Raw genomic sequence first — 26335 nt, 5'->3', positions numbered from 1 at the left:
CCATGGCGATCAGCACATCGTCACGGGGGTATCGGTGGAGGTTCGTACATGCGCTGCGTTCGACTCCGCGGAGTGGTCAGTGACGGCGAGCCGAGACGATCCACGCACGTGAGTCGAAGTACACGCCGCCGCCGGTGTCGTGGGCGTCGAGCGTGGCACGTAGCCGCGTGCGTGCTTGCTCGGCCGTCGTGGCGTCGAGGTCGGCAAGCAGGTCTTCGTATTTCAGTAGGCGGAGGACGGCATCGAGGGCGGTGGCGCCGTCCGGGCCGTAGTAGACGGGCTCGTGCACGTCGGAGAAGCCGACGTCGGTGAAGCCGGCCTCCGCAAGGATGCCTTCCGTGGCGGTCGGGTCGGCGAGTGAGAACGCGTTCGGACCCTGGGGTGTGGCTTGTACGCCGGTGAGCGTTTGGCGGACGGTGGCCCACTCATTGCCGTCGCGCTCTTGCCAGACCAGCATCACCAGGCGTGCCGCGGGGGGCAGAGCACGCCCGATATTGGTGAACGCGGCAACCGGGTCGGCGAAGAACATCGTTCCGAACCTGCTGATGCAGAGGTCGAAACTCGTCGGTGGAAAACCGTGAACCTGGGCGTCCGCCTGCTCGTAGGCGATGTTGGTCAGACCCTCGTCATCGCTCAGGCGACGGGCGAGTTCGAGCATTGGCGCAGAGGTATCGACGCCCACCGCGTTGCCAGCGACGGCGGCGCGGGCTGCCTCGCGCGTGGACAAGCCCGTGCCACAACCGATGTCGAGCACACGGTCGTGAGTGCCAACGCCGGCAGCGACGCGGAAGCGCTCGTTGTGCAGGCGCAATTCCGCGTCGTAGTCAAACAGGTCGGACATCACCGTCACCTCTCGATACCGTCAGCCGACTAGTCCGTGGTGCGACGCCCGTAGGCGCGCAGCGCAAATGGCGCCAGCACCGCGGTGATCACCAGCGACCACAGCACGGTGGCCAGGATGGGGTGGTGCAGCGGAAGCTGAGCCTCAGGTGGCGCGACGGGCCCGTTGCCCCACAACTCGCGCGTGGCCTGCGCCAGCGACGAGACCGGGTTCCATTCGGCCGTCACCCGCAACCACGTGGGCATCGGCCCGGTTGGCGCAAACGTGTTGGCCAGGAACGTGATCGGGAACAGCACGGTGAACATCACGCCGTTGACCGCCTCCACCGACCGCATCAGCGAGCCGACCAGGATGCCGAACCACACCATCCCGAACCCGAATACCAGCATCAGCGCAAACGCCAGCACTGCCTCGACGGCGCTGCCTCGGATGCGCCATCCGATGCACAGCCCGGTGATGGTCATGACGACGATGCCGATCGAGGAGTGGATGAGGCCTGCCACGCTGCGGCCGATGAGCACCGACGAGCGGCGGATGGGCAGCGACCGGAATCGGTCGATGATGCCTTTCTCGAAGTCGGCCGTGATGCCTGCGGCGACGACGAACGCGGTGAACACGATGGTCTGGGCCATGATTCCGGGCAGTAGGAACTCGCGGTAGCTGGCTCCGCCGGTGTTGGCGATCGACGCGCCGAAGACGAACGCGAACAGCAGTACGAACATGATCGGCTGCACCGTCACGTCGCTAAGCATTTCCGGCATGCGCTTGGTGTGAATCAGGTTGCGCTTCACCATGATCCATGACTGCTGAACGATTGTGGTGGGGTGCGTGGCCGGTCGCGACGCTTCGACGGCGGGCTTGGGCGCCACGGTCGTCATGCGGAAATCTCCTCGTTCTCTTCGTCTTCGGCGCGGTGTCCGGTGAGCGAGAGGAACACGTCGTCGAGGCTGGGCCGGGACAGGCCGATGTCGTCGACCTCGATCTTGCTGTCCTGTAGCCAGCCCGCCACCCTTGTCATGTCCGCGATGCCCTCCGCCGCCGCGGTGAGCTGCCGTGCGCCCTCGTCGACGTGCACCTCGACACCGGTCCTGGCGATCAGCTCGCGCGCGGTTTGCAGATCGGCCGCATGCGAGACCGTCACTACCAGGCTGGAGTTGCCGGCCTGCTGCTTGAGCTGCAGCGGCGTGCCCTCGGCGATGATGCGCCCGCGGTCCATGACGACGATGTTGTCGGCGAGCTGATCGGCCTCCTCGAGGTACTGGGTGGTGAGCAGCAACGTGGTGCCCTGCGCGACCAGGCCGCGCAGCATGTCCCACAGATCGACGCGGCTCCGCGGATCCAGTCCAGTGGTCGGCTCGTCGAGGAAGAGCACCGGCGGAGATGCGATGAGGCTGACCGCCAGGTCGATCCGCCTGCGCATGCCGCCGGAGTACGACTTCACCGGCCGGTCGGCCGCCTCGGTGATCGAGAACTGTTCCAGCAGTTGGTCACCCAGCCGCGTGACGTCGCGACGTCCGATGCCGTAGAGCGCACCGATCATCCGGATGTTCTCCCGGCCGGTCAGCAGCTCGTCGACCGTCGCGGCCTGCCCGGTGAGGCCCATGTTGCTGCGCACCATGGCGGGTTCGGCGAGCACGTCGTAACCCGCGACTCGCGCGGTCCCGCTGGTGGGTTCGGTGAGCGTCGTCATCATCCGGACGGTCGTGGTCTTGCCTGCGCCGTTGGGCCCGAGCAGGCCCATCACCGTGCCCTCCGGTACGACGAAGCTGACGCCGTCGACGGCGGTGCTCTCACCGAACCTCTTGACGAGATCGATGGCCTCGATGGCGAATGTCATGTCAGGAACCGTATCGGCGCGGGCCGACATGGGCCATTGCATTTCCTGCGCATGGAGATTCAGACCGGTCGCGCCCGCCGAACTCATCGGCCGCGGCCGGCCGCCGGCGACGAGCGCGCGCAAAATGCCGTCGCAGATCGGCGTGTCGTGGTACAGACACGCGCGCTCGCGGGAGAAAGGTCTCGCGGGAGAAGGTTAGGTGACCAGCGCGACCGAGTTGGCCCGGCGCAGCTTGCCCGACGGCGTCTTCGGAATGGTGCCCGGGCCGAGCACGACGACGTTGCGTGGGCGCACGTCGACCTCGGTCACCACCTCGTGGGCGACCTGGTGCTCGATGCGACGCACCTGGACCGGGTCCTGCCAGGCGTTGGACTCCACGGCCACCGCGAACGTCTCACGGGAGTGGCCTGCATCGAGCCGGACGGCGACGGCGCAGCCGGGTCGCACGCCCTCGACGCGGCCCGCGGCCCGCTCGATGTCGGTGGGATAGATGTTGCGGCCCGCCATGATGATGACGTCCTTGACGCGACCGCAGACCACGATGTGTCCGTTGTCCATCTGGTAGCCCAGGTCGCCGGTGTCGTACCAACCGTGCTCGTCCTGGGCGGGCAGGAAGCCGCCCATCGTGAGGTAGCCGGGCGTGAGGGACTCGCCGCGCAGTTCGATGACGCCGACGCCACGGGCGGGCATCACCTCGCCGGTGTCGTCGACCACGCGGGCCTCGAGATCGGTGAGCAGCGGGCCAAGTGAGGCCAGACGCCGGGTGTTGCCCTTCGTCGATGGCACGGCCCTGCGCAACGCGGCAAGCAGATCGGCGTCGACCTCGTCGACCACCAGCCCGGCGCCGCACTCGGAGAAGGACACCGCCAGCGTCGTCTCGGCCATGCCGTACGCGGGCAGGATGGCCTCGGGCTGCAGCCCGAACGGCTTGCCTGCATCGAGCAGGTCCTCGACGTCGGCGGGCTCGACGGGCTCGGCGCCGGACAGCGCGAACCGCAGCGTGGACAGATCGAACTGCCCCGGCTCAGCCTGCTTGCGCAGCCGCTTGGCGAACAGCGCGTAGGCGAAGTTGGGCGCCGCGGTCATGGTGCCCTTGTACTTGTCGATCAGCTTGGCCCACAGCAGCGTGTCGCGCAGGAAGTCCATCGGCGTGACCTTGACGAGCTCCGCGCCGAAGTACATCGGGATGGTGAGGAAGCCGACCATGCCCATGTCATGGAAGCAGGGCAGCCAGCTGACCATGACGTCCTTGTCGACGTCGTACTGCGCACCGATGAACATCGCCTCGGCGTTGGAGTGGATGTTGCGGTGGGTGATCTGGACAGCCTTGGGAGACCCTGTGGAGCCCGACGTCAATTGCATCAGCGCGAGGTCGTCCTCGCTGGTCTCGACCGGGTCGATCGGGTCGGCGGCGAGCAGATCGCCGATGGTGAGGACCGTGATGCCCTTTGCCTCCAGCACGGGAATCGCGACTAGGAAGGGCTCGGCGACGATGACGGCGTTGGCCTCGATCATCCCGATGACGTTCATGGTGTCCTCGGCCCAGACCACCAGGTCGGTGCGCGGGGTGGGCTGGTGCAGCATCGTCAGGCTGGCGCCACGCATCCACAGCGCCTGCGCGGTGGGAGCGATCTCGACGGGGAAGCCGGCAAGCACTCCGACAGCGTCACCATGCCCGACGCCGGCCGCGGCCAGACCGCCCGCGATGCGGCGCGCCCGCTCGTGTACTTCGAGCCAAGTGTGGCGGACCGGCTCGTAAGGCTCGCCGGTGACCATGCCCCGCGAGCTCTCGTGCGCATTGCGGTACATCTTCTCGGTAAATCTGCTCACGACGACCTCCTGGGTTCAGGCGCCACTGCCCGGTTTCCATGCTCCGCCAGCTGGTGAACGCTTTCGAGAAGGCGCGCACACACGATTCGGGAGCAGTTTTATTTCGAAAGGGTGATGCCTGCGATAGCCCAGCCAACCAGGAAGTGGTTGCCCAGGGGAAATCCAGACGGCCGGCGCCAGCGCTGCCGATCCGCCCATCGAGATATCCGATGGGAGAAGTCGGCGCGTAGGACGCGTGACCGCTAGCTTTCACCGTCGACCATCTTAAGAGACTCTTAAGTAACTGCCAAACCTACGCGAGAATTGAGGTGTGGGTCACACCTCTAAGCGTGCGCCGACGGAGTCGGTACGACGCGGGCGCCGTGCACCGGTCCGCTGGCCGCCCGGACCGTCCGGCAGACGCCGGCTCCGGCCAATTCCACCCCGACGTCGATGGCCGACGACGCCGACGCACACAGGAACGCGCACGTTGGCCCCGACCCCGACACGATGCCCGCGAGCGCGCCGGCATCCCCTCCGGCCCGCAGCGTGCGGCGCAGCCCAGAGTCCAGGCTCACGGCCGCCGACTGCAGGTCGTTCCCGAGCAGCGGCGCCAATTGCGCGGCATCCCCCGAGGCGAGCGCCGCCAGCAGCGGCTCGGGCTCCTCGAGCCGGGGTGCCTCGCCGCGGTCGGGGTTCGCGCGTAACCGGTCGATCTCGGCGAACACCTTCGGTGTCGCCAGACCACGCTTGCCGAATGCAAGGACCCAGTGAAACGTGTTGCGGGCCAACACCGTAGCTAGCTGCTCACCGCGACCGGTGCCCAGCGCCGTGCCACCATGTAGCGCGAACGGCACGTCGCTGCCCAACTCGGCGGCCAGCGTGTGCAGATCGCGCCGCGGCACCCCCAGCTCCCACAGCGCGTTGATCGCCACCAGCACCGCGGCGGCGTCGGCGCTGCCGCCCGCCATCCCGCCTGCGACCGGAATCGACTTCTCGACCGAGATCGCCACGTCGGGCGAACGCCCAACGTGCTCGGCCAGCAGCTCGGCAGCCCGCCACGCCAGGTTGCGATGGTCGGTGGGCACCTCCTCGACGCCCTCACCGGATACTTCCAACGACAGCACGTCGGCGTTGCGGACCGTAATCTCGTCGAAGAGCGAAACGGCATGGAAGACGGTGGTCAGCTCGTGATACCCGTCGTCACGCAGGTCGCCGACGGCCAGAAAGAGGTTGACCTTGCCGGGCACGCGCACCGTGACGGAACCCGTCGGCACCCATTCGGACGCGGCATTTCCATCAGAGGACGGCACGCCACGACATTATCGCCGCGACAGCGCGGACAAGTACGAAGTGGTGAGATACCCCTCGTTGATCCCGCCGCTCGGCACCAGCTTTTCGGACACCGGAGGACTCCCACGCTAGTGTTTGCTCAGAAGGTGTGTCAAGGATCACTCAACGGTTGCGCCCGCCTGGTCCGGAACCCGACCGGAACCTTAGTCTGAGAGCGTGCCGGTGCCCGACGATCGCTTCGACGAATACGTGGTCGACGGTGTGGTTGGCCACGGCGGATCCACCACGATCTACCGGGCCCACGACAGGGCTGCCCCCGATCACTTGGTTGCGCTCAAGGTGCTCGATCCACGACACCGCGACCCCGTCTGGGTGAACCGCCTTGAGCGCGAGTACGGGTTTGCCAGCCGCCTGGATCACCCCCATGTAGTGACGATGTACGACTTCGGCCGGGAATGGCTGGCGATGCAACTCGTCAGTGGTGGCACCGCGACCAAACTGACCACCATGCGGGACCGGCTCACCGCGCTCGCCGACGTCGCATCCGCACTCGACTTCGCTCACGTGAACGGGGTCGTGCACTGTGACGTGAAACCCACCAACATCCTTGTCTTCGAGGACTTCTCGCAGGGCGGTGCAGTGCTGATCGACTTCGGCGCGGCCCGCTCGCTGGCCGAGGACGCCCACCACCGGCCGACCCACGTCGAGGGATCGTTGCCCTACACCGCTCCCGAGCTGCTGCACGGGCGAACCCCGTCAGCAGCCGCCGACGAGTACGCATTGGCGTGCACCGCCGTCCAACTACTCACCGGCGCACCGCCATTCACCGCGACCACGACGATCGCACTCATCGACGATCATCTGAACCGGCCGGTCCCCCGCTACGCCCGCCGCATCGATTGGATTCCACACGCTTTCGACTCGATCCTGGCCAAGGCGATGGCCAAGGACCCAGACCTGCGCTACGACAGCTGTTCGGAATTCGTCAGGCTGATCACCCGGGCGCTCGGCTGACGTCACAACGGTTTGCGTAACTCAACATTAACTCTCCTCGAGTTTCCCCTTCTGTAACGTGCGATTAGCGTCGGTCCATGACCTCGACCGAGTACGACACGTCAGCACTGGCACATGAGGAAGAGGGTTACGACAAGGGCCTGAAACCCCGTCAGCTGCAGATGATTGCGATCGGTGGCGCCATTGGCACCGGTCTGTTCATGGGCGCTGGCGGTCGGTTGGCCAGCGCCGGTCCCGGGCTCTTCATCGTCTACGCCATCTGCGGCGTGTTCGTGTTCTTCATCCTGCGGGCACTGGGCGAACTGGTGCTGCACCGCCCGTCGTCAGGCTCGTTCGTGTCGTACGCGCGCGAATTCCTCGGCGAGAAGGCAGCTTACGTCGCGGGCTGGATGTACTTCTTCAACTGGGCGTGCACGTCGATCGTCGATGTCACCGCGATCGCGCTGTACATGCACTACTGGGGCGCGTTCGAGGCGATTCCGCAATGGGCCATCGCGCTGGTCGCGCTGGTTATCGTGCTGAGCATCAACATGATCTCGGTCAAGTGGTTCGGCGAGATGGAGTTCTGGGCCGCCCTGATCAAGGTCATCGCGCTGGTCACCTTCCTCGTTGTCGGCATCGTCTTCCTGGCAGGACGGTTCAAGGTCGAGGGCGCGACCACCGGCCCATCGGTGATCACCGACAACGGTGGCATCCTGCCCAACGGCCTGCTGGCACTCGTCGTCATCACCTCGGGCGTCATCTTCGCCTATGCCGCAGTCGAATTGGTCGGCACGGCGGCTGGCGAGACGGAGAACCCGGCGAAGGTGATGCCCAAGGCCATCAACTCGGTGATCTTCCGGATCGCGGTGTTCTACGTCGGTTCGCTGATCCTGCTGGCCCTGCTGCTGCCTTACACGAAGTACAAATCCGGCACTAGCCCGTTCGTCACCTTCTTCTCCAGTATCGGCGTACCCGCGGCCGGCGACATCATGAACTTCGTCGTGCTGACCGCGGCGTTGTCGAGCCTGAATGCCGGGCTCTATTCGACCGGCCGGATTCTGCGCTCGATGTCGATGAACGGCAGCGCGCCCAAGTTCACCTCCAAGATGTCCAAACGTGGTGTGCCGTGGGCCGGAATCGCACTGACGGCCTGCTTCACGGTCGTTGGGGTGTTCCTGAACCTGTTCGTCCCAGCCGAGGCGTTCAACATCGCGCTCGACCTGTCGGCGCTGGGCATCATCGCGTCGTGGGCAACCATCGTCATCTGCCAGATTCAGCTGTACCGCTGGTCGAAGAAGGGCATCCTGGCGCGCCCCGCGTTCCGGTTGTTCGGCACCCCGTACACCAGCTACGCCACCCTGGTGTTCCTGGCCGCCGTGACCTTGCTGATGTGCATCGAGAACTACTGGAACGCCATCGCGATCGTGGTGATCGTGCCCATCCTCATCGGCGGTTGGTACGCAGTGCGGGGCCGCGTGCTCGAGATGGCCCAGGAACGCGTTGGCTTCACCGGCAACTATCCCGTGATCGCCGAGACGCCGCTCATGGACGAGTTCCTCGAGAAGGACGCGCGCGAGGCCGCCAAGCACCAAAAGGCCGACACCGAGTAGGTTTCACATGCTCCTCGCCTTGAATGCCGAGGATTCCCTTGGGCTTACGCAGCCGCGGCGACGATCCGCACGAACTGCCAAGTCCGACCACTCTGAACGCCGGACAACACCAGGCGGGATGGGACAAGCCCCGCGCTCAAGCGCGGGGCTTGTGTCCAAAAATCCGAGTCAGTAAGTACGGATCCGATTCGCTTGCTGCGGCGTGTCCGTGTCAGCCTGACCGGAGCGCTGCAGCAGGCGGACGAAGTCCGCGATGCCGAGTGTCTCACCGCGACGCGACGGGTCGATGCTCGCCGAAAGCAGCCGCTCGGCAGATTCGTTGCCAGACCCCGCCCACTCGGCGAACGCGTTGCGCGACGTCTTGCGCCGTTGCGAGAACGCGATGTCGATGAGCGAGAACACCTTGTCGCGGAATGCGCTCTCGGTGGGCCACGCCGAGGTCTCGTACCGGTCGATGCGCACCAGCCCCGAGTACACCCGTGGGATCGGCCAGAACACCGTCGGCGAGACCATGCCGTAGCGCCGGACGTTTCCGTAGAAACGCACCTTGGCACTCGGCACGCCGTAGTCCTTGCCACCGGGCTCGGCGGCCAGACGTTCGGCGACCTCGGCCTGCACCATCACCAGCACGGTGCGGATCGACGGGAACTCGGCCAGCAGATGCAGCAACGCGGGCACGGCCACGTTGTAGGGCAGGTTGGCGACCAGCGCAGTCGGCTGATCCTCCATGTCGTCCTTGGTGAAGTTCAGGATGTCGTGGTGCAGGACCGTGAGCCTGCCGATCTCGCTGTGCGAGTGCTCGGCGACGGTCTGCGGCAGCTGACGAGCCAGCACCGGGTCGATCTCGACGGCGGTCACCCGTGACCCGCGGTCCAGCAGCGCCAGCGTCAGCGACCCAAGGCCAGGACCGACCTCGAGGACGTGATCGTTGCGGTTGACCCCGGATGCCGACACGATGCGGCGAACGGTGTTGGCGTCATGAACGAAGTTCTGGCCGAACGACTTGCGTGGTCGGAAATCCAGTTCCTTCGCCAAATGTCTTATCTCGGTTCGACCGAGGAGCCGAATCGTCAGCGTGCACCCACTCTCCCACTACACACAGGCCAAGCGCCCCATCCTTGACGCGCCCGAGTTACCTCAGCTATCGCGATCTGCTCTTCCTTAGTAGCTAGATCGGCTCTCGGAGCATACCGCAAACCGCCCTGCCGTTCCCAAGTGTTCTGATCAAATTGGACGCCTCCGTAAAAACCGTTACCAGTGTTTATAGCCCAATTACCACCGGCCTCGCAGCGGGATAGCGCGTCCCAGGTGGCGCCGTTGGACACCGGCGGCACCTCGGTACCGGGCTTGGCACCCACCCGGAGCACCCCGTCGCGGGCCGGAGTGATTACGACATTGGCTACTGGCAACCTGCTGGTTTCAACTCCGTTGAGGTAGGCCACGGCAAAGGTGACGTCCTGCGTGCCCGGGGTTCCGGGGTCCTCGACGACCTGGCGGCTCATGTTCAGCGTGGGGTCGGGGATCTGCTTGTTGCCCGGCGCCAGCGGCATCCGCTGGGTGGTCTTCTCGACGCGCATCCGCGTCACCTGGATCTGCATGCCGTCGACGACGGGCGACGACGCGACCGGCACCACGGAGTCACTCTGCAGCAGCGGAGCGCCCGCCGCCTCAAGCAAACCGGCGACGTTAGCGGCGGCCAACCGGACGGTCCGCACGACTCCCGCATCGTTGATCTGCACCGTCCGTGGGCTCACGACGGGCAGTGACATGCCCTCGAGTGGCACGCGGCTGCCGCGGGAGGCCGCTGCCGGCGCGGTGTCGGACATCGACAACTGCGCGAGCGCCTCGGACACGGTGGATGCAGTCGTCCAGACCTGGCGGCTGTCGTGACCGTCCAGCGAGATCTGCAGGGGCCGGCTGCGGCGCAGCACGATGGTGTCCGACTGGTGCACGTCGGCGTCCCCCGCGGGGTACAGGTCGTCGCGCTCGCCGACGTCGAACCCGTACTCCTTCACCACGTCGATGACGTGGGATTTCATGGTCGGCACCGTCATGGACGCGCCGTCGACCGTCAGCGTGACGGTCTTGTGCACCACGACGGCATAGCCACCGGCGTAGACGAGCGTGACCAGCAAAGCGCCGACGAGTAGCCGCAACAGGGGCGAGCGTGCGTGATGAAGTTTGTCCAAGGCGTTCAAAAGTGTCTATCCCCGACTATGTGGGCGGCATGAAGTACCTCTCCAGCCGACCGTTGAATAACAGGACGGTAACGAAAGCCCCTGGTAGGGGCAACTCGCATCAGCGACTGATTCCGTAGGTTCTCATGGCGTTCTCCGATGTCTGGTGAGCGAGATCACCCGGCGATCGGCCTACGACCTCGGCCAATGCCCGCACGGTGTAGGGCAGGCAGTACGACTCATTCGGTGCCCCTCGGTACGGATGCGGGGTCAAGAACGGCGCGTCGGTCTCGACGAGCAGCTGCCCGGGCGGGATCAGCCGGGCAGCGTCGCGCAGCGCCGACGCGTTCTTGAAGCTGACCGTTCCCGACAGGCTGAGCAGCCAGCCCGCGTCCACGCAGATCCGCGCCATCTCCGGCCCCGACGAGAAGCAGTGGAAGATCACCGCGTCGGGAGCGCCCTCGGCGCGCAGCACGTCGATCACCTCGGCGTCGGCGTCGCGGTTGTGGATCATCAGCGGCTTGCCGGTGCGCTTGGCCAGATCGATGTGCCACGCGAATGCCTCGCGCTGCTGGGCCGGGTCCGCGCAGCCGTCGAGCTTGCCCGGCCAGTACAGATCGATCCCGGTCTCCCCGATCGCGACCACCCGCGGATGGGCCGCGAGCCGCTCGATCTCGGCCCGCGCGTCGTCGGTCAGCGCGTTGGCGCGCGTCGGGTGCAGCGCCACCGCTGCGTACACGCGGTGATCCCAGTCGGCGGCCTGTGCCGCCCACTGCGCCGAGGCCAGGTCGTCGGCGATCGTGACGACGGCCTGAACTCCCACCGCCTCGGCGCGGTCGAGGATCGCGCGGACGTCGTCGGCGTGGGACGCACCGCAGGCGTCGAGGTGGGTGTGCGAGTCGATCAGCGGTGTCAGCGGCTCCGGGGCCGGTGGCCTCTCGCGTCTGGAACTCACACCACACAATAAGGTGAGGACAAATGAGTGAGCCCTTCTACATCACCACGGCGATCGACTACCCCAACGGCGCCCCGCACATCGGGCACGCGTACGAGAAGACCGCGACCGACGCGATCGCGCGGTTCAAGCGGCTCGACGGTTTCGACGTGCGGTTCCTCACCGGCACCGACGTGCACGGGCTCAAGATGGCGGAAACCGCCGCGGCGGAGGGCATACCGACCGTCGACCTCGCCGGGCGCAACTCGGACGTGTTCCAGCGGATGCAGGAGCGGCTCAACGTCTCGTTCGACCGGTTCATCCGCACCACCGACGCCGACCACACCGCGGCGTCGATCGAAATCTGGAACCGGATGAATGCCTCGGGCGACATCTACCTTGGCGCCTACGCGGGGTGGTACTCCGTGCGCGACGAGCGCTTCTACACCGAGGACGAGCTCGAAGAACGCGCCGACGGCATCCGGTACTCCATCGAGACCGGCACGCCCGTCACGTGGACCGAGGAGCAGACCTACTTCTTCAAGCTGTCCGCCTACGGCGACAAACTGCTCGCGCACTACGAGGCCCATCCGGAGTTCATCGGGCCCGACGTGCGGCGCAACGAGGTGCTCAGCTTCGTGTCCGGCGGTCTGCGCGACCTGTCGATCTCGCGCACCACGTTCGACTGGGGCGTCCCAGTACCCGATCACCCCGACCACGTCATGTACGTGTGGGTCGACGCGTTGACCAACTACCTGACCGGCGTCGGCTTCCCCGACACCGAGTCCGATGCGTTTCGCCGGTACTGGCCGGCCAACATGCACGTGATCGGCAAGGACATCATCCGATTCCACGGCGTGTACTGGCCGGCATTCCTGATGTCAGCCGGAATCGAGCTACCGCGAAGGGTTTTCGCGCACGGCTTCATCAACGTCAAGGGCGAGAAGATGAGCAAGTCGGTGGGCAACGTCGTCGACCCCATCGCTCTGGTCGACGCGTTCGGGGTCGACCAGGTGCGCTACTTCCTGATGCGGGAGGTGCCGTTCGGACAGGACGGCAGCTACAGCGAGGACGCGATCATCGGCCGGATCAACGCCGATCTGGCCAACGAGTTCGGCAACCTGGCCCAGAGGTCGCTCTCGATGGTGAACAAGAACCTGGACGCGGCCGTGCCGACGCCGGGTGAGTTCACCGACGAGGACCGCGAACTGCTTGCCACTGCCGACGCGCTATTGGAGCGCGTGCGGGCCGATTTCGACGTCCCTGCCATGCACCTTGCGCTGGAAGCCATCTGGCTGATGCTCGGCGCAGCCAACCGGTACTTCTCCGCCCAAGAGCCGTGGGTGCTGCGCAAGTCCGAATCCGAGAGCGATCAGGAGCGGTTCCGGACCGTTCTCTATACGACGCTCGAGGTGGTGCGCATCGCCGCGCTCCTGGTGCAGCCGGTGATGCCGGAATCGGCAGCCAAGCTGCTCGACCTGCTCGGACAGCCCGCCGATCAGCGCACCTTCGCGGCGATTGCGACGCGGATCGTGCCAGGCACGGCGCTGCCGATACCCGAGGGCGTGTTCCCCCGCTACCAGGTGGAGTGACTCGCGCCACATCGGGCGGCAGCGTGTCACACTTCGGCAGTCAGCGGTGTCTTGAGGTCAGACCCGGCTCCCCATCACAGGGAAGAGGAGGCGGACCTACCTCAAAGGAGCAGTAGTCATGACCGAGAAGACCAACGTCGTCGTCATCGGAGGCGGATACGCCGGTGTCCTCGCGGCCAACCACCTACGCGTCAACGGTGACGTCGCAGTCGCGCTGATCAACCCGCGGCCGCAGTTCGTCGAGCGGATCAGGCTCCATCAACTCGTCACCGGATCCGACGACGCCGTCGTGGACTACGCCGACGTACTCGGCGCTGACATTCGACTCGTGGTCGACACGGCGGAGGGCATCGACGCCAGGTCGCACACCGTGACGCTGGGATCCGGCGACACCATCGGATACGACTACCTCATCTACGCGGTCGGAAGCACCGGAGCGGCATTGACGGTTCCCGGAGCTACCGAATTCGCCTATCCCATCTCGGATTTGGAGCACGCCGAGCAGTTGCGTGCGGCGATGGCCGCGGTTCATCCCGGCGCGATGGTGACGGTGGTCGGCGCAGGCCCCACCGGAATCGAGACCGCCGCCGAACTCGCCGAAGAAGGCCAAGCGGTGACGCTGGTGTGCGGTGGCGTGCTCGGCCCGTACCTGAGCGAGGCCGGCAGGAAGTCGGTGGTCAAACGGATGCGCAAGCTCGGCGTGACGGTCGTTGACGGGCCTGGCGCCAAGGTGACCGAGGTGCGCAAGGACTCGGTGCTGCTCGCCGACGGCCGCGAGCTGCCAAGCATCGTGACGATCTGGACGGCCGGGTTCGGCGTGCCCGACCTGGCCACCCGCAGCGGTCTGGCCACCGACGCGATCGGACGCCTTCTCACTGATGAGACGTTGACCAGTGTCGACAACCCGTACATCGTTGCCGCGGGCGATGCTGCCGCGCCATCGGATTCACCGCTGCGGATGAGCTGCCAGGCGGCGTTGCCGCTCGGCGCGCAGGCCGCCAACACCGTGCTCAGCCGCATCGCGGGCACCGAGCCTGCGGTGCTGAACCAGGCGTTCACCGGGCAGTGCGTCAGCCTTGGCCGGGCAGGCGGCACCATCCAGATCGCGCACAGCGACGACCGGGTGACGCGGTTCTACGTCGGCGGTCGCGCCGCGGCGTCGATCAAGGAGGCGGTGTGCAAGGGCACGGTCTGGGCCCTCGGCCGAGAGGCCCGCAAACCGGGTTCGTACTTCTGGTTGAAGGGCGGCAAGCGGGCCGAGCGGCTCGCCGAGGTGAAGGTGCCGGTCGAGTGAGCAAGGACGAACACGCCGAGCGGTTCACCCTGCTGCGGCCACTGCTGTTCACGATCGTCTACGAAATACTGGGCTCCGCATCCGAATCCGACGACGTACTGCAGGACAGCTATCTGCGGTGGGCCGACGTGGACCTCGCGACGGTGCGGGACACCAAGTCGTATCTCGCACAACTGGTGACGCGCCAAGCGCTCAACGCGCTGCGGGCGGGCGCCCGTCGTCGGGAGGACTACATTGGCCCGTGGCTGCCAGAGCCGCTGCTGCTCGACGGTCGGGATGCTTCCGCCGACGTCGTGCTCGCGGAGTCGGTGTCGATCGCGATGCTCGTCCTGCTCGAGACGCTCACCCCTGACGAGCGGGCGGTGTTCGTGCTGCGCGAGGTGTTCGCCTTCGATTACGACGAAATCGCAGGGGCGGTCGGCAAATCCGCGGCGACGGTGCGGCAGGTGGCGCACCGGGCCAGGGAGCACGTGCAAGCCCGGCGCAAACGGTTCGAGCCCGTCGACGCGACCAAGACTGCCGAGATCACCGAGCAGTTCATGACCGCAGCCGCCACCGGCGACATGGAGGGGTTGCTGTCGATGCTGGCACCGAACGCCACCTGGACTGCCGACAGCAACGGCAAGGCCAGCGCAGCACGACGCCCGGTGGTTGGCGCCGCGAAAGTCGCCGCCGCCCTGGTCGGGCTGTTCCGCCGGGCCAGTCAGCTACCCGATGTCCGGCTGGAGACGGTGACGGCCAACAGCGCGCCCGCGATCATCGTCTACAGCGGCGATCACCTGGAGGGCATCTTCACCGTCGAGATCATCGACGGCAAGATCACCAACTTCTACGCCATGCGCAACCCCGACAAGCTGGCCACGATCTCGGTCCCCCGGACCATCAGCCGATAGCTTCTGTCACGCTAGGACGATGCGCGTCGAGCGAGTCGCCGGGCTGGGGCAGGCACCGTCGGTGCTGCGTGCCCTGGCCTCGGCGACGGCGCTCCGAGGCCTGCCTCCGCCCGCCGCCCTGACCGGCGACTGGTTCGGATCACGCGCGGTGATCGTGCCGAGTGTGGCGATCGAACCGGTCGGCGTCGGCGACGTCTTCGACACCACGCCAGGGTCATCCGGCGATGAAGTGGGCGGCGGATGGATCGGCTACCTGTCCTACCCCGATGCGGGTGCCGACGGGTCAGGGCCACGTATCCCCGAGGCCGCCGGTGGATGGACGGACGACGTGCTTCGTCAGGCCGTCAACGGAACCTGGTGGTACGAAAGCCTTTCCGGCAATCCCGCACCGTTCTGGCTGGCCGATGCCCTGAGCGCCGACGTGCCTGCGACGCCCTGCCGGATCGACTGGGGCCACGCCGATCGCGACGCCCACCAAGCCGGGGTGCACGCTTGCCTCGAAGCGATCGCCGCGGGTGAGGTGTACCAGGCCTGCGTGTGCACGCAGTTCGTCGGAGTGGTCACCGGCGAGCCCGTCGACTTCTTCGCCGAGGCGGTGGCGCGCACCGCACCCGCCCGCGCAGCGTTTCTCGCCGGCGACTGGGGCGCCGTCGCGTCGCTGTCGCCCGAGCTGTTCCTGCGCCGCGTTGGCGAGGCCGTCGACTCGAGCCCCATCAAGGGCACGCTGCCGATCGGCGAGTCACCGTCGGCGCTGCGCGCGTCGGTCAAGGACGTCGCCGAGAACATCATGATCGTCGACCTGGTCCGCAACGATCTCAGCCGGGTCGCGGTCACCGGCAGCGTCACCGTGCCCGAACTGCTGGCGGTGCGACCCGCGCCGGGAGTGTGGCATCTGGTGTCGACCGTGTCAGCGCGCGTCGACACCGCCGTGCCGATGTCCGCCGTCCTCGACGCGACGTTTCCCCCCGCATCGGTCACCGGCACACCGAAGGCAAGGGCCCGCGACCTGCTCGCGACGTGGGAGCCGGTGCGGCGCGGAATCTATTGCGGAACAGTTGGATTGGCCTCACCCGTAGCGGGCACCGAGCTCAACGTGGCGATCCGCACTGTCGAATTCGACGGCACCGGACGCGCGGTGCTCGGCGTCGGTGGCGGCATCACCGCGGACTCCGACCCGGAAGCGGAGTGGCGGGAGTGTCTGCACAAGGCGGCCCCGACCATCGGCGCTACTGCCTTGCGCGACAACGTTCGACGAGGATCTCAGCCAGCCGTTCGGGTTCGCTGACCATCAAGCCGTGACAGGTGTTCATCTCGATCACCTCCTGCACGCCGCCGATCGCCTCGATGCTCGCCAGCTGCTCCTTCACCGGATGAATGCGGTCCCGCCGGGTCAGGATCCAGGTGCGCGGGACGTCGCCGGGCATGCCGCGGCGGGACACCTTCTCCACCGTGATGCGCGAGGACTCCGGATACAACCGGCCAGCCATGAATCGGCGCCGTGCGCGCGGAACCCCGTTGAGGAAGACGAACCTCGGCACCAAGGGCGGCCACTCGTACGGTGCCCCCTTCTTCGAATTCCAGCGGGCGCCCAGTGCAAGCGGCCCCGACAGCGCGTCCACCATGGCGGCGCCTTCGGGTGGAACACACGCCGCCGCAAGGATCATCTCGCGAACGCGCGATCCACCGAGCTTCGTGACCACCCCTGGCACTGTGAGGCCGGCCATCGAATGACCTACGATCACAACGCCATCCAGACCGGCGTCCTCGATGTCGGCGACGACGGAGTCCACCCAGTCGGCGATGGTCAGCGTCCAAAGATCACCCGGCTTACCGCGCCGACCCGGCAGGTCCACCGCGAGCACCGTCGACTCCGGTGCGCGACGATGGATCTCGTCGATGGTGAGATCCCAGCAGTCCGCAGCGTGGGCGCCACCGTGGACGAGGACCAGCGCAGGCAATGACATGGTGACCTTTCAGCGGCGGGCTTCCAGAACCGCGTCGTAGAGCGCACGCCGCGACGGCGCGCCGGGATTCTCGGCGATCACCTCGGCGCAGGCGTCCTTGACCCGCTCGCCGCCGTCCACTCGTGCGAGTACCTCGGCGACCAACGTCGCCACGTCCGCGCGCGGCGCTGCACCGGCGAGCACCACGGTGATCTCGCCAAGCACGCCGTCGGCGGCCCAGTCGGCCAGCTCGCCAAGTGAACCCCGCTTGACCTCCTCGTGCGTCTTGGTCAGCTCGCGGCACACCACCGCGCGCCGACCGGGGCCGAGCGCGTCGACGGCGTCGCGCAGGCACTGCTCAAGGCGACGTGGCGACTCGAAGAACACGCAGGTCCGCTGCTCGGCCGCCAGCCCGCCCAGCCACGACCTGCGGGCGGCTTGCTTGCGTGGGGCGAAGCCCTCGAAGCAGAACCGGTCCGACGCCAGGCCCGACACCGCGAGCGCCGTAGTCACCGCCGAGGGGCCAGGCAAGCAGCTGACCTGCAACCCCAACTCAGCACACGCTGCGACCAGGCGATAGCCGGGATCGCTGATCAGCGGCATGCCCGCATCGCTGACCACCAGCACCGTCGCACCGGCCACGATGTCGTCCACCAGGGTCGGCACGCGCGACGCCTCGTTCTGATCGAAGAAGCTGACCACCCGGCCGGCAGGCTTGACGCCGAGCGCCTGCGCCAGGGTCCGGACCCGTCGGGTGTCCTCGGCGGCGATGACGTCGGCGCTGCCGAGCGCCTCGACGAGGCGCGCCGAAGCATCCCCGACCTGCCCCAACGGCGTGGCCGCGAGCAGCAGTCGACCGTCCGTCACAGTGCACAGCCTACGATCGCTCGTGTGACCGCCCCGCCCGTCTCGGATATCGGTGATGTCCCGGACGTCCCCGACGTTCCGGACGTTCCGGATGTCGTGGACACCCCCCGCGCGGTCCCCGTGATCAGTCCCGCCCCCTTGATGCCCGCCCCCGACTTCGGGCCGATGGACCGGTTGCAGGGCTGGGCCATGACGGCGGTGATCACCGCGCTGGCGGCCTTGACGCGGTTCCTGAACGTCGGCTCCCCCACCGACGGGGCAACGCCGATCTTCGACGAGAAGCACTACGCACCGCAGGCCTGGCAGATGCTCGGCAACCACGGCGTCGAGGACAACCCGGGTTACGGGCTGGTCGTCCACCCGCCGGTCGGCAAGCAGCTGATGGCCATCGGTGAGGCGCTGTTCGGCTACAACGGGGTGGGCTGGCGGTTCAGCGCCGCGGTGTGCGGCGTGATCATCGTGCTGCTGGTGGCCCGCATCGTCCGCAGGATCAGCCGCTCCACGCTGATCGGCGGCATCGCGGGCCTGCTGATCGTCGCCGACGGCGTCAGCTTCGTCTCGGCGCGCACAGCGCTGCTGGACGTCTTCCTCGTGGTGTTCGTGGTGGCGGCGTTCGGTGCGCTGATCGTGGACCGCGACCAAATGCGTGAGCGGATGCACGTCGCACTGCTCGAGGGCCGCATCGGCGAGACGCCGTGGGGCCCACGCCTCGGGGTGCGCTGGTGGCGGTTCGGCGCGGGCGTGCTGCTGGGTCTGGCGTTCGCGACGAAGTGGTCGGGCCTGTACTTCATGGTGTTCTTCGGCGTGATGACGTTGGCGTTCGACGTGGCGGCGCGTCGTCAGTACCGGGTGCCGCGGCCATGGCTCGGCACGCTGCGCCGTGACTTCGGGCCGTCGCTGTATGTGATCGGGCTGATTCCGTTCGGCGTCTACCTCGCGTCCTACGGTCCGTGGTTCGCCTCCGAGACCGCGACCAACCGGCACGAGGAAGGGCAGACGATCGGCGAGGGCGGCCTGATGCCCGACGCACTGCGCTCGTTGTGGCACTACACCTATTCGGTCTACAAGTTCCACTCCGAGTTGACCAACGCCGCGGGCAACCACCACCCGTGGGAATCGAAGCCGTGGACGTGGCCGATGTCGTTGCGGCCGGTGCTCTATGCGATCGACCAGGACAACGTCGCCGGGTGTGGCGCGCAGTCCTGTGTCAAGGCGGTCATGCTCGTCGGTACGCCCGCGATGTGGTTCCTCGCGGTGCCGGTGCTGGGCTGGGCCATGTGGCGCGCGTTCGTCAGGCGCGACTGGCGCTATGCCGTGGTGCTGGTCGGCTACGGCGCGGGATACCTGCCGTGGTTCGCCGACATCGACCGGCAGATGTACTTCTTCTATGCCGCGCCGATGGCACCGTTCCTGGTGATGGCGATCGCGTTGATCCTCGGCGACATCCTCTATGCACCACGCCAGAGCGCCGAACGCCACACGCTCGGGCTGCTCGTCGTGTGTCTGTATGTGGCCGTTGTCATTACGAACTTCGCGTGGATGTACCCGATCCTCACCGGGCTGCCCATCTCGCAATCCACCTGGGACATGCAGATCTGGCTGCCCAGCTGGCGCTAATTGGGTCTTCCCTGCGCCCAAGCCCGTTGAGATTGTCCTGACGGCTGCTGTTCCGAGTTATCCACAGCCTTCGGCGCAATATCAACGAACAAGGCGCCGAATTGTCGTGGCGTCTCGCGAGCATCACGGCATGCGAGACGTTTTTATTGGCAGCGAGCGGTTGGCTCAGGGTGTGCTCACTCGCGGGCAGCTGCGGTGGAACTACGAGGCGATCTTCCCGGACGTCTACCAACCCAAGGACGCTCTGCCGTCACTGTGTCCGCGGATCGTCGGCGCCTGGTTGTGGTCGGGTCGCAACTACGTCGTCGCCGGGCGCGCAGCCGCTGCACTGCATGGGGCGTTGTGGGTCGACGCCGCAACGCCAATCGAGCTGATCGGGTGTCGCGGCCGTCCGCCGCGCGGCATCGTCGTGCGCAACGAGCGGATCGACCCCAGCGAGCTCACCGTCGTCGACGGCATGCCGGTGACCTGCCCGGCGCGCACCGCGCTGGATCTTGCTCGACACCTGCGACGCGATCCCGCGGTCCAACATCTCGACGCGCTAGCCCGCGCAACGGGTGTGTGTGCCGACGACGTGCTGTCAATGGCAGGTCGCTACTCCAGTGCGCGCGGGCTTCGTCGGGCTGAAGTGGCGCTTGGGCTGATGGACGGTGGCGCGCAGTCGCCGAAGGAAACGTGGCTGCGACTGGTACTGATCGATGCCGGGTTTCCGCGGCCGCGCACCCAGATCCGCGTGAGTGACGGCTTCAACACCGCCTTCTTCGACATGGGCTGGGACGAGCCGATGATCGGGATGGACTGCGACGGCGACCAACACCAGTTCGACCGCCAGCGCTACGTTCACGACATCGGCCGCAATGAATTGGTGCGACGCGAGCGCTGGCTCGACCTTCACGTGGTCGCCGAACATTCGAAGCGATTCATCGTTCACCGCGCCGCACAGGCGTTCGCCCGCCGCGGTCACTCGTTGACATTGCGCCCAGGGTGGTGAGGAACGCCGGATCACAGCCGTGGGCGCAATCTGAACGCGTCGCGGGGTGAGTGTGCGGATTCCGGAAGCCGCGTTACCTCCTACGACGATTTCCGAAGGCGATCGAGGTTCAAGCGGCGCCGTGCAGTGGACATGATGGTCCCCACGCCGGCACGACCGGTCCACTCAGTAGGGAGCCGACCATCAGCACATCGACGGAACTCGTCAGAGCGACGGTCACGCCGCCGCCCGACGTGCGCAAGACCCGTCGCTGGACCGGGCTTGCGCTGCTGTCGCCAGCCGTCGTCACCTTGCTCCTAATTGCCGTCGTTCCAACGGCGTTGGTGATCAGGAACAGCTTCGCGATCGCCGACGACTACGGTGGGGTCGTCGGCGGATTCACGCTGGACAACTATCGCGGGCTGGCCGATCCGGTCTACCTGAAGGTGCTGGGCTACAGCCTCACCGTGGCCGGAATCAACACCGTCTTCTGCCTGGTGGTCGGCTACTTCACCGCCAGCTACATCGTGTCCCGCCCACCGCAACGGCAGGCACTGATCCTGCTGCTGATCATCGTGCCGTTCTGGACCGACTTCCTGGTTCGGACGTTCGCGTGGATCAACCTGCTCAGCGACGGCGGCCCGGTGGTATCGATGCTTCGGACCATCGGGGTGGTCGACGGAGTGACTCAATGGGTGCCGGGTCAGGGTGCCGTCCTCGCCGGCCTGCTCTACGCGTTCCTTCCGACGGCAATCTTTCCGATCTACGCATCCATGCGCAGCATCGACGGATCGTTGCGGGAGGCCGCGGCGGATCTCGGCTGCGGCTGGTGGGATACGCAGCGCCGCATACTCGTTCCGCTCTGCCGGCCAGGCTTGATCGCGGCGGCGGTCCTGACGTTCATCCCGACGCTTGGTGTGTTCGTCATCCCGATTCTGCTTGGCGGCGGCAAGGACCAGCTGGTCGGCAACTTGATCGTCACGCTCTACACCGAGTTCCGCAATCAGCCGATGGGAGCCGCAGCGGCCACCATCCTCCTGGTGTTGATGCTCATCGCGCTGAGCGTCGCCGCCGCGTTCCTCCGCCCATCTCGCCGTCGAAAGGCGGTGTGACATGGAACGTCTCACCAATTGGATCGGTCGCGGAGTCCTCGTCTTCCTCTACATCCCGATCGTCGCCGTGGTGATCTACTCCTTCAACGCATCGCCCGTCAGTTACCGGTGGGACGGCCTGAGCCTGCACTGGTACCGGGAGCTGTTCGCCGACGGCCCGCTGCTGGACGCCGTTCGGGTCAGCGTGCTCGTCGGGGTGTTGTCCGCCACTGCCGCCACATTGATCGGCGTCATGACGGCGGCCGCGCTGGTGCGCCCGGAAACGCCTGGCCGCAAGGTCGTGACGGGGTTGGTGTTCATCCCGCTGATCGTTCCCGAGATCGTCCTCGGGGTGGCTCTCCTCAGCCTGTACAGCGCGTTGCACGTGCCGCTTGGCGTGACGACCCTCGTCCTCGGTCACATCGTCGTCACCCTGCCGATGAGCACCCTCATCATGACCGGCGCGATGAATGCCCTCGATCCGAATCTTCCCCATGCCGCAGCGGATCTCGGCACCACTGGGCTTGGGGCCTTTCGGCGGGTCGTGTTGCCACTGCTGTGGCCCGCGATCGGAGCTTCGTGGCTGCTCACCTTCACCACGTCCTTCGGCAACATCGTGATGTCCACGTTCACCAACGGCGTCGGGTCGACGACGATGCCGCTGCGGGTGTACTCGCTCCTCAAGACCGGCCTGACGCCGGAGATCAACGCACTCGGATCACTGTTGATTCTCAGTACTTTCGCGATCGTGCTGCTCGTCGGCGTGCGTCAGATGCGAACCATTCTCGCCGGTACCAATCGCTAGCCCCTCCACCCGTCCCGACCCTCCACACAAAGGAACCCGTCTCGTGATCAAGAAGGCATTCGTTGCACTGGCGGCACTGCCGCTGCTCGTCCTGACCGCGTGCGGCGACGGATCATCCAGCGGCTCAGGTGATCCCAACACTCTCAACGTCTATGCGTGGGCGGGTGAGATTCCTGACTCGGTGGTTCAGGCGTTCACCAAGGAGACCGGCATCAAGGTCCAGATGGACACCTTCGACAGCAACGAGACGATGATCGCCAAGCTGGCCGCAGGCAACTCGGGTTACGACCTGGTGGAGCCGAGTCAGTATGCGGTGCAACAGCTCGTCGGCCAGAAGCTCATCGAGGAGCTCGACCACTCGCGGATCCAGGGACTGGAGAATCTCTCCAAGAAGTTCGCGGATCCGTCCTACGACCCGGGCAACAAGCACAGCGTGCCATGGGTGTGGGGCACCACCGGTCTGATCTACAACGCAAAGTGCACCGGCAAGCCCGTCGACAGTTGGCAAGCGCTCTTCGACCCTGCCTACAAGGGCAAGTTGTACATGCTCGACAACATGCTCGCCGCATACATCGTCGGCCTGCAGATTCTCGACTTCAAGGCCGACAGCACCGATAAGGCGCAGATCGAGGCGGCCACCAACAAGCTGCAGGAGCAGAAGTCACTGCTGGCCGGGTACAACTCGACCAACTACGCCGACCTCGTCTCGCAGGGTCAGGCGTGTGTCTCCGAGGCCTGGGGCGGCGCGTCGACGGCGAAGGTGGTGGAGACCAACCCGGACGTCCACTACGTGATTCCGAAGGAGGGGGGCACGCTGTGGACCGACGGGTTGTCAATCGCCAAGGGCGCCAGTCACTCCGATGCCGCCTACAAGTTCATCTCCTTCACGCTGCGTCCCGAGATCGCCGCCATGGCCACCGATGACGGATCCATGGCAAGCGTGAACGAGCCCGCGCTGGCGAAGATCACCAACAAGAGCCTGCTCGACAACCCCGCGGTGTACGCCCCGACCGCGAGCCTCGAGAATGCCGACTTCGTCGTCGACCCCGGCAAGGCCATGGCGTACTTCCAGCAGGGTTGGACGAAGGTCAAGTCGTCGTGATCGAGGTGGCTGACATGCCAGCAGTAGAAGCGACGCCGGTTGACGCCGCTCCGCCGGCCATCCAATTGATCGGCGTGAGCAAGTGTTTCAACGAGGGCTGGGCAGTTCAGCCCACCGATCTGACCATCGGGCGAAACGAGTTCTTCTCGATCCTTGGCCCCTCGGGGTGCGGGAAGACGACGCTCATGCGCATGATCGCCGGGTTCGAGACGCCGTCCGACGGTGCCGTCCTACTGGACGGGAACGACGTGCGCGACCAGCCGACCCGCAAGCGCGACCTGAACATGCTGTTCCAGAGCTATGCACTGTTTCCTCATCTCGACGTCTACGACAACGTTGCGTTCGAGCTGAAGGTCCGCTACGGCAAGAAGGGCAAGAACCTGCCCTCTTCCTTCGGCGGCGAGTCTCTGGATTCCATTGTCCGGAGGTCGCTTTCGCTGGTCCGGATGGAGGACTTCATACATCGCAAGCCGGATCAACTCTCCGGCGGCCAGCGTCAGCGCGTCGCACTTGCCCGTGCCATCGTGTCCAATCCGTCGGTCGTGCTGCTCGACGAGCCACTCGGTGCGCTCGATCAGCAGCTGCGCAAGCAGATGCAGTTCGAGCTGACCAGGCTGCAGCGAGAGGTCGGCATCACCTTCGTCTACGTCACGCACGATCAGGAAGAAGCCCTGACGATGTCGGACCGCATCGCAGTGATGAATGCGGGTGTCGTCCAGCAGATCGGTACACCGCGCGAGATCTACGAGGAGCCCGCCAACGCCTTCGTCGCCCGATTCATCGGCACGTGCAATCTCTTGCCGGTGAACGTCATCGGGGATTCCCGCGGATCGTTGATCGTGTCCATCGACGGCGTCGGCCCGGCTCCCGCACCGCACGCCGCCGAGCTGGAGGGCACCGATCTCGAGCTCGCCGTGCGGCCCGAGATGATCGACGTCGCTGCGTATCCGGAAGGCGACGGCTGGCTCGCCGCCACGCTCGTCGACAAGGTCTATCTCGGAAACCAGTGGCTATTGCGGCTGTCGCTTGGCGACCATCCGCTGACCGCCAGCCTCACCACCCTTCCCGAAGATCTCGAGTCCGCGGCAGCAGGTGCACCGGTACACGTCACGTGGCCGGCGCACCGTGCCCGCCTCGTCACCAAGAATTGAGCGGAGTTCAAGAAGTGAAGATCACCCTGGGCCAGTTCGCGCCCACCGCAGACCTCGCGGCCAACCGCACGTCCATCGAAGCACTCGCACGCAGTGCGGTAGAAGCGGGTTCAGACCTACTGGTGCTGCCCGAGGAGGCGATGGTCTTGGCCTCCGAGGCCTCGACGCCGCTCGGCGACATCGCAACCGCGGAGTGGCTGCCGTTCACCGAGTTCATCCGTGATCTGTCCAAGGCCACCGGGATTGGCATCGTCGCCCCGGGATACGAGCCCGGCAGCTCCGGCCTGCCCTACAACACGATCGTGGTGTCCGACCGCACAGGGGCGCTGGTCGCCACCTATCGCAAGATGCACCTGTACGACGCCTTCTCCTACCGGGAGTCGAGCTACGTGATGCGTGGCGAGGTCAAGCCAACCGTGTTCGCGATCAACGGCACGGTCTTCGGGCTGCTGAACTGCTACGACCTGAGGTTCCCCGAGCTTGCTCGTGCGCTCGTCGAGCTGGGCGCCGACACGCTGCTGGTGTCGGCCGCCTGGATGTCGGGTCCGCTGAAGGTCGATCACTGGCTGACGTTGTTGCGTGCGCGCGCCATCGAAAACACCTGCTGGGTCATTGGTGTCGGATCGAGCAGCCCGGAGTGCATCGGCGTCAGCACGGTCGTCGACCCGATGGGGCAGGTCCTCGACCAACTCGGCGACGAACCCATCGCGGCGATCCACGCGGAGGTCAGCAAGGAACGGCTCGACGAGGCGCGCTACGCCCTTCCGGTTCTGCTGAACCGCCGCATCATGATCAACGGGAGCTGAACCGTGGCAATCACGATCGGCCGGCGCCCAGCCCCGGTCGCACCCGACCTTGTCGACCGGCTGCGTGCCCTCGCCTATCCGACCATCGGCCACTACCTCGAAGAGGGGTTCCTCGACACGGGAATCCGCCGGCTCGTCGGGCAGGGCAAGGTGGCGGGTCGCGCCGTCACGGTGCGCACCACGCCAACCGATTCGAGCAACCTGCACCACGTCGTGAGCGACCTGGAACCCGGCGACGTGCTCCTCGTCGACACTGGCGGCGATCGACGACACGCGCCGCTCGGCGAGGTGGTCACGGAGGCGATTCGCGCACGCGGTGCGGCAGCGGTGGTCGTCGATGGCGTCTGTACCGACATCGACGAACTCCGGCGCATCGGCCTGCCCGTCTACGCCCGCGGCACCAGCCTGCTGACGACCAAGCTGGAGGACACGGGCGTCGGGAGCATCTATCAGCCCATCGTGTGTGGCGGTCAGCACGTGCTGACGGGCGACATCGTGCTCGCCGACGAGAACGGCGTGTTGGTCGCGTCGGCGGAGACGCTGCAACGCCTCGTGAAGACCGTCGAGGTCGACGACGAAGAAGAACCGGCATTGATCGACGCCATCCGCGCGGGCGCACGCCTTGGCGACCTGACGGGCGCAACCGCGAACATCGAGCGACACAGCGTGTTTCGCTCTGACCTTGATTCGGAAAACTGAAGGGAATG

Annotated in this window: 24 protein-coding genes; 14 read left to right on the top strand and 10 right to left on the bottom strand. The window is 66.4% G+C overall.

The genetic code is table 11. The features are described from left to right. Positions 1–76: 76 nt before the first annotated feature. The 5 genes from HNP02_RS12885 to HNP02_RS12865 form a co-directional block, all read right to left on the bottom strand. The gene (locus tag HNP02_RS12885; RefSeq protein ID WP_184438796.1) at positions 77–841 is read right to left on the bottom strand and encodes a class I SAM-dependent methyltransferase; all 765 of its coding nucleotides are present in this window, start codon (positions 839–841) and stop codon (positions 77–79) included. Positions 842–870: 29 nt separating this feature from the next. Beyond that, on the bottom strand, positions 871–1719 hold the full coding sequence (locus tag HNP02_RS12880; protein WP_184438794.1) for an ABC transporter permease: 849 nt from the start codon (positions 1717–1719) through the stop codon (positions 871–873). Next, a complete protein-coding gene (locus HNP02_RS12875; protein WP_184438792.1) occupies positions 1716–2678 on the bottom strand; it encodes an ATP-binding cassette domain-containing protein in 963 nt (320 codons plus the stop codon). The genes HNP02_RS12880 and HNP02_RS12875 overlap by 4 nt, the downstream gene beginning before the upstream one ends. Before the next feature lie 195 nt (positions 2679–2873). Beyond that, positions 2874–4508, bottom strand: a complete 1635-nt coding sequence (locus tag HNP02_RS12870) for a fatty acyl-AMP ligase (protein ID WP_184438790.1) — start codon at positions 4506–4508, stop codon at positions 2874–2876. Between the two features lie 323 nt (positions 4509–4831). Further along, entirely contained in the window at positions 4832–5800 is a 969-nt protein-coding gene (locus HNP02_RS12865; protein WP_184438788.1) for a 4-(cytidine 5'-diphospho)-2-C-methyl-D-erythritol kinase, read from the bottom strand. 196 nt (positions 5801–5996) lie between these two features. Here HNP02_RS12865 and HNP02_RS12860 point away from each other — a divergent pair, with 196 nt between their 5' ends. Both HNP02_RS12860 and HNP02_RS12855 read left to right on the top strand, forming a co-directional pair. Then, entirely contained in the window at positions 5997–6794 is a 798-nt protein-coding gene (locus tag HNP02_RS12860; RefSeq protein ID WP_184438786.1) for a serine/threonine-protein kinase, read from the top strand. A gap of 77 nt (positions 6795–6871) precedes the next feature. Further along, positions 6872–8386 carry an amino acid permease gene (locus tag HNP02_RS12855; protein WP_184438784.1) on the top strand — a complete coding sequence of 505 codons (1515 nt, stop codon included), beginning with the start codon at positions 6872–6874 and terminating at the stop codon, positions 8384–8386. Positions 8387–8554: 168 nt separating this feature from the next. Here HNP02_RS12855 and rsmA read toward each other — a convergent pair whose 3' ends face one another. The 3 genes from rsmA to HNP02_RS12840 form a co-directional block, all read right to left on the bottom strand. Further along, the gene (rsmA, locus tag HNP02_RS12850; protein ID WP_184438989.1) at positions 8555–9460 is read right to left on the bottom strand and encodes a 16S rRNA (adenine(1518)-N(6)/adenine(1519)-N(6))-dimethyltransferase RsmA; all 906 of its coding nucleotides are present in this window, start codon (positions 9458–9460) and stop codon (positions 8555–8557) included. Then, positions 9457–10584, bottom strand: coding sequence for a resuscitation-promoting factor (locus HNP02_RS12845; protein WP_221317484.1), 1128 nt, complete (start codon positions 10582–10584; stop codon positions 9457–9459). Before HNP02_RS12845 ends, rsmA begins: the two co-directional genes overlap by 4 nt. A gap of 100 nt (positions 10585–10684) precedes the next feature. After that, positions 10685–11518 (bottom strand): TatD family hydrolase, encoded by an 834-nt coding sequence (locus tag HNP02_RS12840; RefSeq protein ID WP_375373662.1) that lies wholly within the window; start codon positions 11516–11518, stop codon positions 10685–10687. 23 nt (positions 11519–11541) lie between these two features. Between HNP02_RS12840 and metG the strand changes: the two genes are divergently transcribed. The 4 genes from metG (at position 11542) to HNP02_RS12820 (ending at position 16561) form a co-directional block, all read left to right on the top strand. Continuing rightward, complete coding sequence (metG, locus tag HNP02_RS12835; protein ID WP_184438780.1) at positions 11542–13089, top strand: methionine--tRNA ligase; 1548 nt, start codon at positions 11542–11544, stop codon at positions 13087–13089. 118 nt (positions 13090–13207) lie between these two features. Next, positions 13208–14383 carry an NAD(P)/FAD-dependent oxidoreductase gene (locus HNP02_RS12830; protein WP_184438778.1) on the top strand — a complete coding sequence of 392 codons (1176 nt, stop codon included), beginning with the start codon at positions 13208–13210 and terminating at the stop codon, positions 14381–14383. Continuing rightward, a complete protein-coding gene (locus HNP02_RS12825) occupies positions 14380–15276 on the top strand; it encodes an RNA polymerase sigma-70 factor (protein ID WP_184438776.1) in 897 nt (298 codons plus the stop codon). Before HNP02_RS12830 ends, HNP02_RS12825 begins: the two co-directional genes overlap by 4 nt. Before the next feature lie 19 nt (positions 15277–15295). Beyond that, positions 15296–16561, top strand: coding sequence for an aminodeoxychorismate synthase component I (locus tag HNP02_RS12820; RefSeq protein WP_184438774.1), 1266 nt, complete (start codon positions 15296–15298; stop codon positions 16559–16561). Here HNP02_RS12820 and HNP02_RS12815 read toward each other — a convergent pair. Both HNP02_RS12815 and rsmI read right to left on the bottom strand, forming a co-directional pair. Then, positions 16503–17240, bottom strand: coding sequence for an alpha/beta fold hydrolase (locus HNP02_RS12815; protein ID WP_184438772.1), 738 nt, complete (start codon positions 17238–17240; stop codon positions 16503–16505). The genes HNP02_RS12820 and HNP02_RS12815 overlap by 59 nt on opposite strands. Positions 17241–17249: 9 nt before the next feature. Next, on the bottom strand, positions 17250–18086 hold the full coding sequence (gene rsmI / locus HNP02_RS12810; protein ID WP_184438770.1) for a 16S rRNA (cytidine(1402)-2'-O)-methyltransferase: 837 nt from the start codon (positions 18084–18086) through the stop codon (positions 17250–17252). A 141-nt stretch (positions 18087–18227) separates the two neighbouring features. On the opposite strand from rsmI, the gene HNP02_RS12805 reads away from it, so the two are divergent. The 8 genes from HNP02_RS12805 (at position 18228) to HNP02_RS12770 (ending at position 26327) form a co-directional block, all read left to right on the top strand. After that, the gene (locus HNP02_RS12805) at positions 18228–19703 is read left to right on the top strand and encodes a dolichyl-phosphate-mannose--protein mannosyltransferase (protein ID WP_184438987.1); all 1476 of its coding nucleotides are present in this window, start codon (positions 18228–18230) and stop codon (positions 19701–19703) included. A 130-nt stretch (positions 19704–19833) separates the two neighbouring features. After that, positions 19834–20694, top strand: coding sequence for a hypothetical protein (locus tag HNP02_RS12800; protein WP_184438768.1), 861 nt, complete (start codon positions 19834–19836; stop codon positions 20692–20694). 233 nt (positions 20695–20927) lie between these two features. Further along, a complete protein-coding gene (locus HNP02_RS12795; protein WP_221317483.1) occupies positions 20928–21785 on the top strand; it encodes an ABC transporter permease in 858 nt (285 codons plus the stop codon). A 1-nt stretch (position 21786) separates the two neighbouring features. Then, positions 21787–22569, top strand: coding sequence for an ABC transporter permease (locus HNP02_RS12790; RefSeq protein WP_184438766.1), 783 nt, complete (start codon positions 21787–21789; stop codon positions 22567–22569). 43 nt (positions 22570–22612) lie between these two features. Then, positions 22613–23671 (top strand): PotD/PotF family extracellular solute-binding protein, encoded by a 1059-nt coding sequence (locus tag HNP02_RS12785; protein ID WP_184438764.1) that lies wholly within the window; start codon positions 22613–22615, stop codon positions 23669–23671. Between the two features lie 14 nt (positions 23672–23685). Continuing rightward, positions 23686–24822, top strand: coding sequence for an ABC transporter ATP-binding protein (locus HNP02_RS12780; protein WP_184438762.1), 1137 nt, complete (start codon positions 23686–23688; stop codon positions 24820–24822). A 14-nt stretch (positions 24823–24836) separates the two neighbouring features. Then, positions 24837–25628 (top strand): carbon-nitrogen hydrolase family protein, encoded by a 792-nt coding sequence (locus HNP02_RS12775; RefSeq protein ID WP_184438760.1) that lies wholly within the window; start codon positions 24837–24839, stop codon positions 25626–25628. A 3-nt stretch (positions 25629–25631) separates the two neighbouring features. Further along, positions 25632–26327 carry an RraA family protein gene (locus HNP02_RS12770; protein WP_184438758.1) on the top strand — a complete coding sequence of 232 codons (696 nt, stop codon included), beginning with the start codon at positions 25632–25634 and terminating at the stop codon, positions 26325–26327. The last annotated feature ends 8 nt before the right edge of the window (positions 26328–26335 follow it).

The organism is Mycobacterium sp. AZCC_0083 (assembly GCF_014202335.1).
In the GTDB taxonomy this organism is placed as follows: Bacteria; Actinomycetota; Actinomycetes; order Mycobacteriales; family Mycobacteriaceae; genus Mycobacterium.
Note: the sequence above shows the minus strand (reverse complement) of the source record. Positions and strands in the feature narration are given on the sequence as shown.

Excerpts from the sequence above, each read along its gene's own strand:
- HNP02_RS12885 (WP_184438796.1), bottom strand. The coding sequence starts at position 841 with ATGTCCGACCTGTTTGACTACGACGCGGAATTGCGCCTGCACAACGAG.
- HNP02_RS12880 (WP_184438794.1), bottom strand. The coding sequence starts at position 1,719 with ATGACGACCGTGGCGCCCAAGCCCGCCGTCGAAGCGTCGCGACCGGCC.
- HNP02_RS12875 (WP_184438792.1), bottom strand. The coding sequence starts at position 2,678 with ATGACATTCGCCATCGAGGCCATCGATCTCGTCAAGAGGTTCGGTGAG.
- HNP02_RS12855 (WP_184438784.1), top strand. The coding sequence starts at position 6,872 with ATGACCTCGACCGAGTACGACACGTCAGCACTGGCACATGAGGAAGAG.
- metG (WP_184438780.1), top strand. The coding sequence starts at position 11,542 with ATGAGTGAGCCCTTCTACATCACCACGGCGATCGACTACCCCAACGGC.
- HNP02_RS12830 (WP_184438778.1), top strand. The coding sequence starts at position 13,208 with ATGACCGAGAAGACCAACGTCGTCGTCATCGGAGGCGGATACGCCGGT.
- HNP02_RS12820 (WP_184438774.1), top strand. The coding sequence starts at position 15,296 with ATGCGCGTCGAGCGAGTCGCCGGGCTGGGGCAGGCACCGTCGGTGCTG.
- HNP02_RS12815 (WP_184438772.1), bottom strand. The coding sequence starts at position 17,240 with ATGTCATTGCCTGCGCTGGTCCTCGTCCACGGTGGCGCCCACGCTGCG.
- HNP02_RS12805 (WP_184438987.1), top strand. The coding sequence starts at position 18,228 with ATGCCCGCCCCCGACTTCGGGCCGATGGACCGGTTGCAGGGCTGGGCC.
- HNP02_RS12800 (WP_184438768.1), top strand. The coding sequence starts at position 19,834 with ATGCGAGACGTTTTTATTGGCAGCGAGCGGTTGGCTCAGGGTGTGCTC.
- HNP02_RS12790 (WP_184438766.1), top strand. The coding sequence starts at position 21,787 with ATGGAACGTCTCACCAATTGGATCGGTCGCGGAGTCCTCGTCTTCCTC.
- HNP02_RS12780 (WP_184438762.1), top strand. The coding sequence starts at position 23,686 with ATGCCAGCAGTAGAAGCGACGCCGGTTGACGCCGCTCCGCCGGCCATC.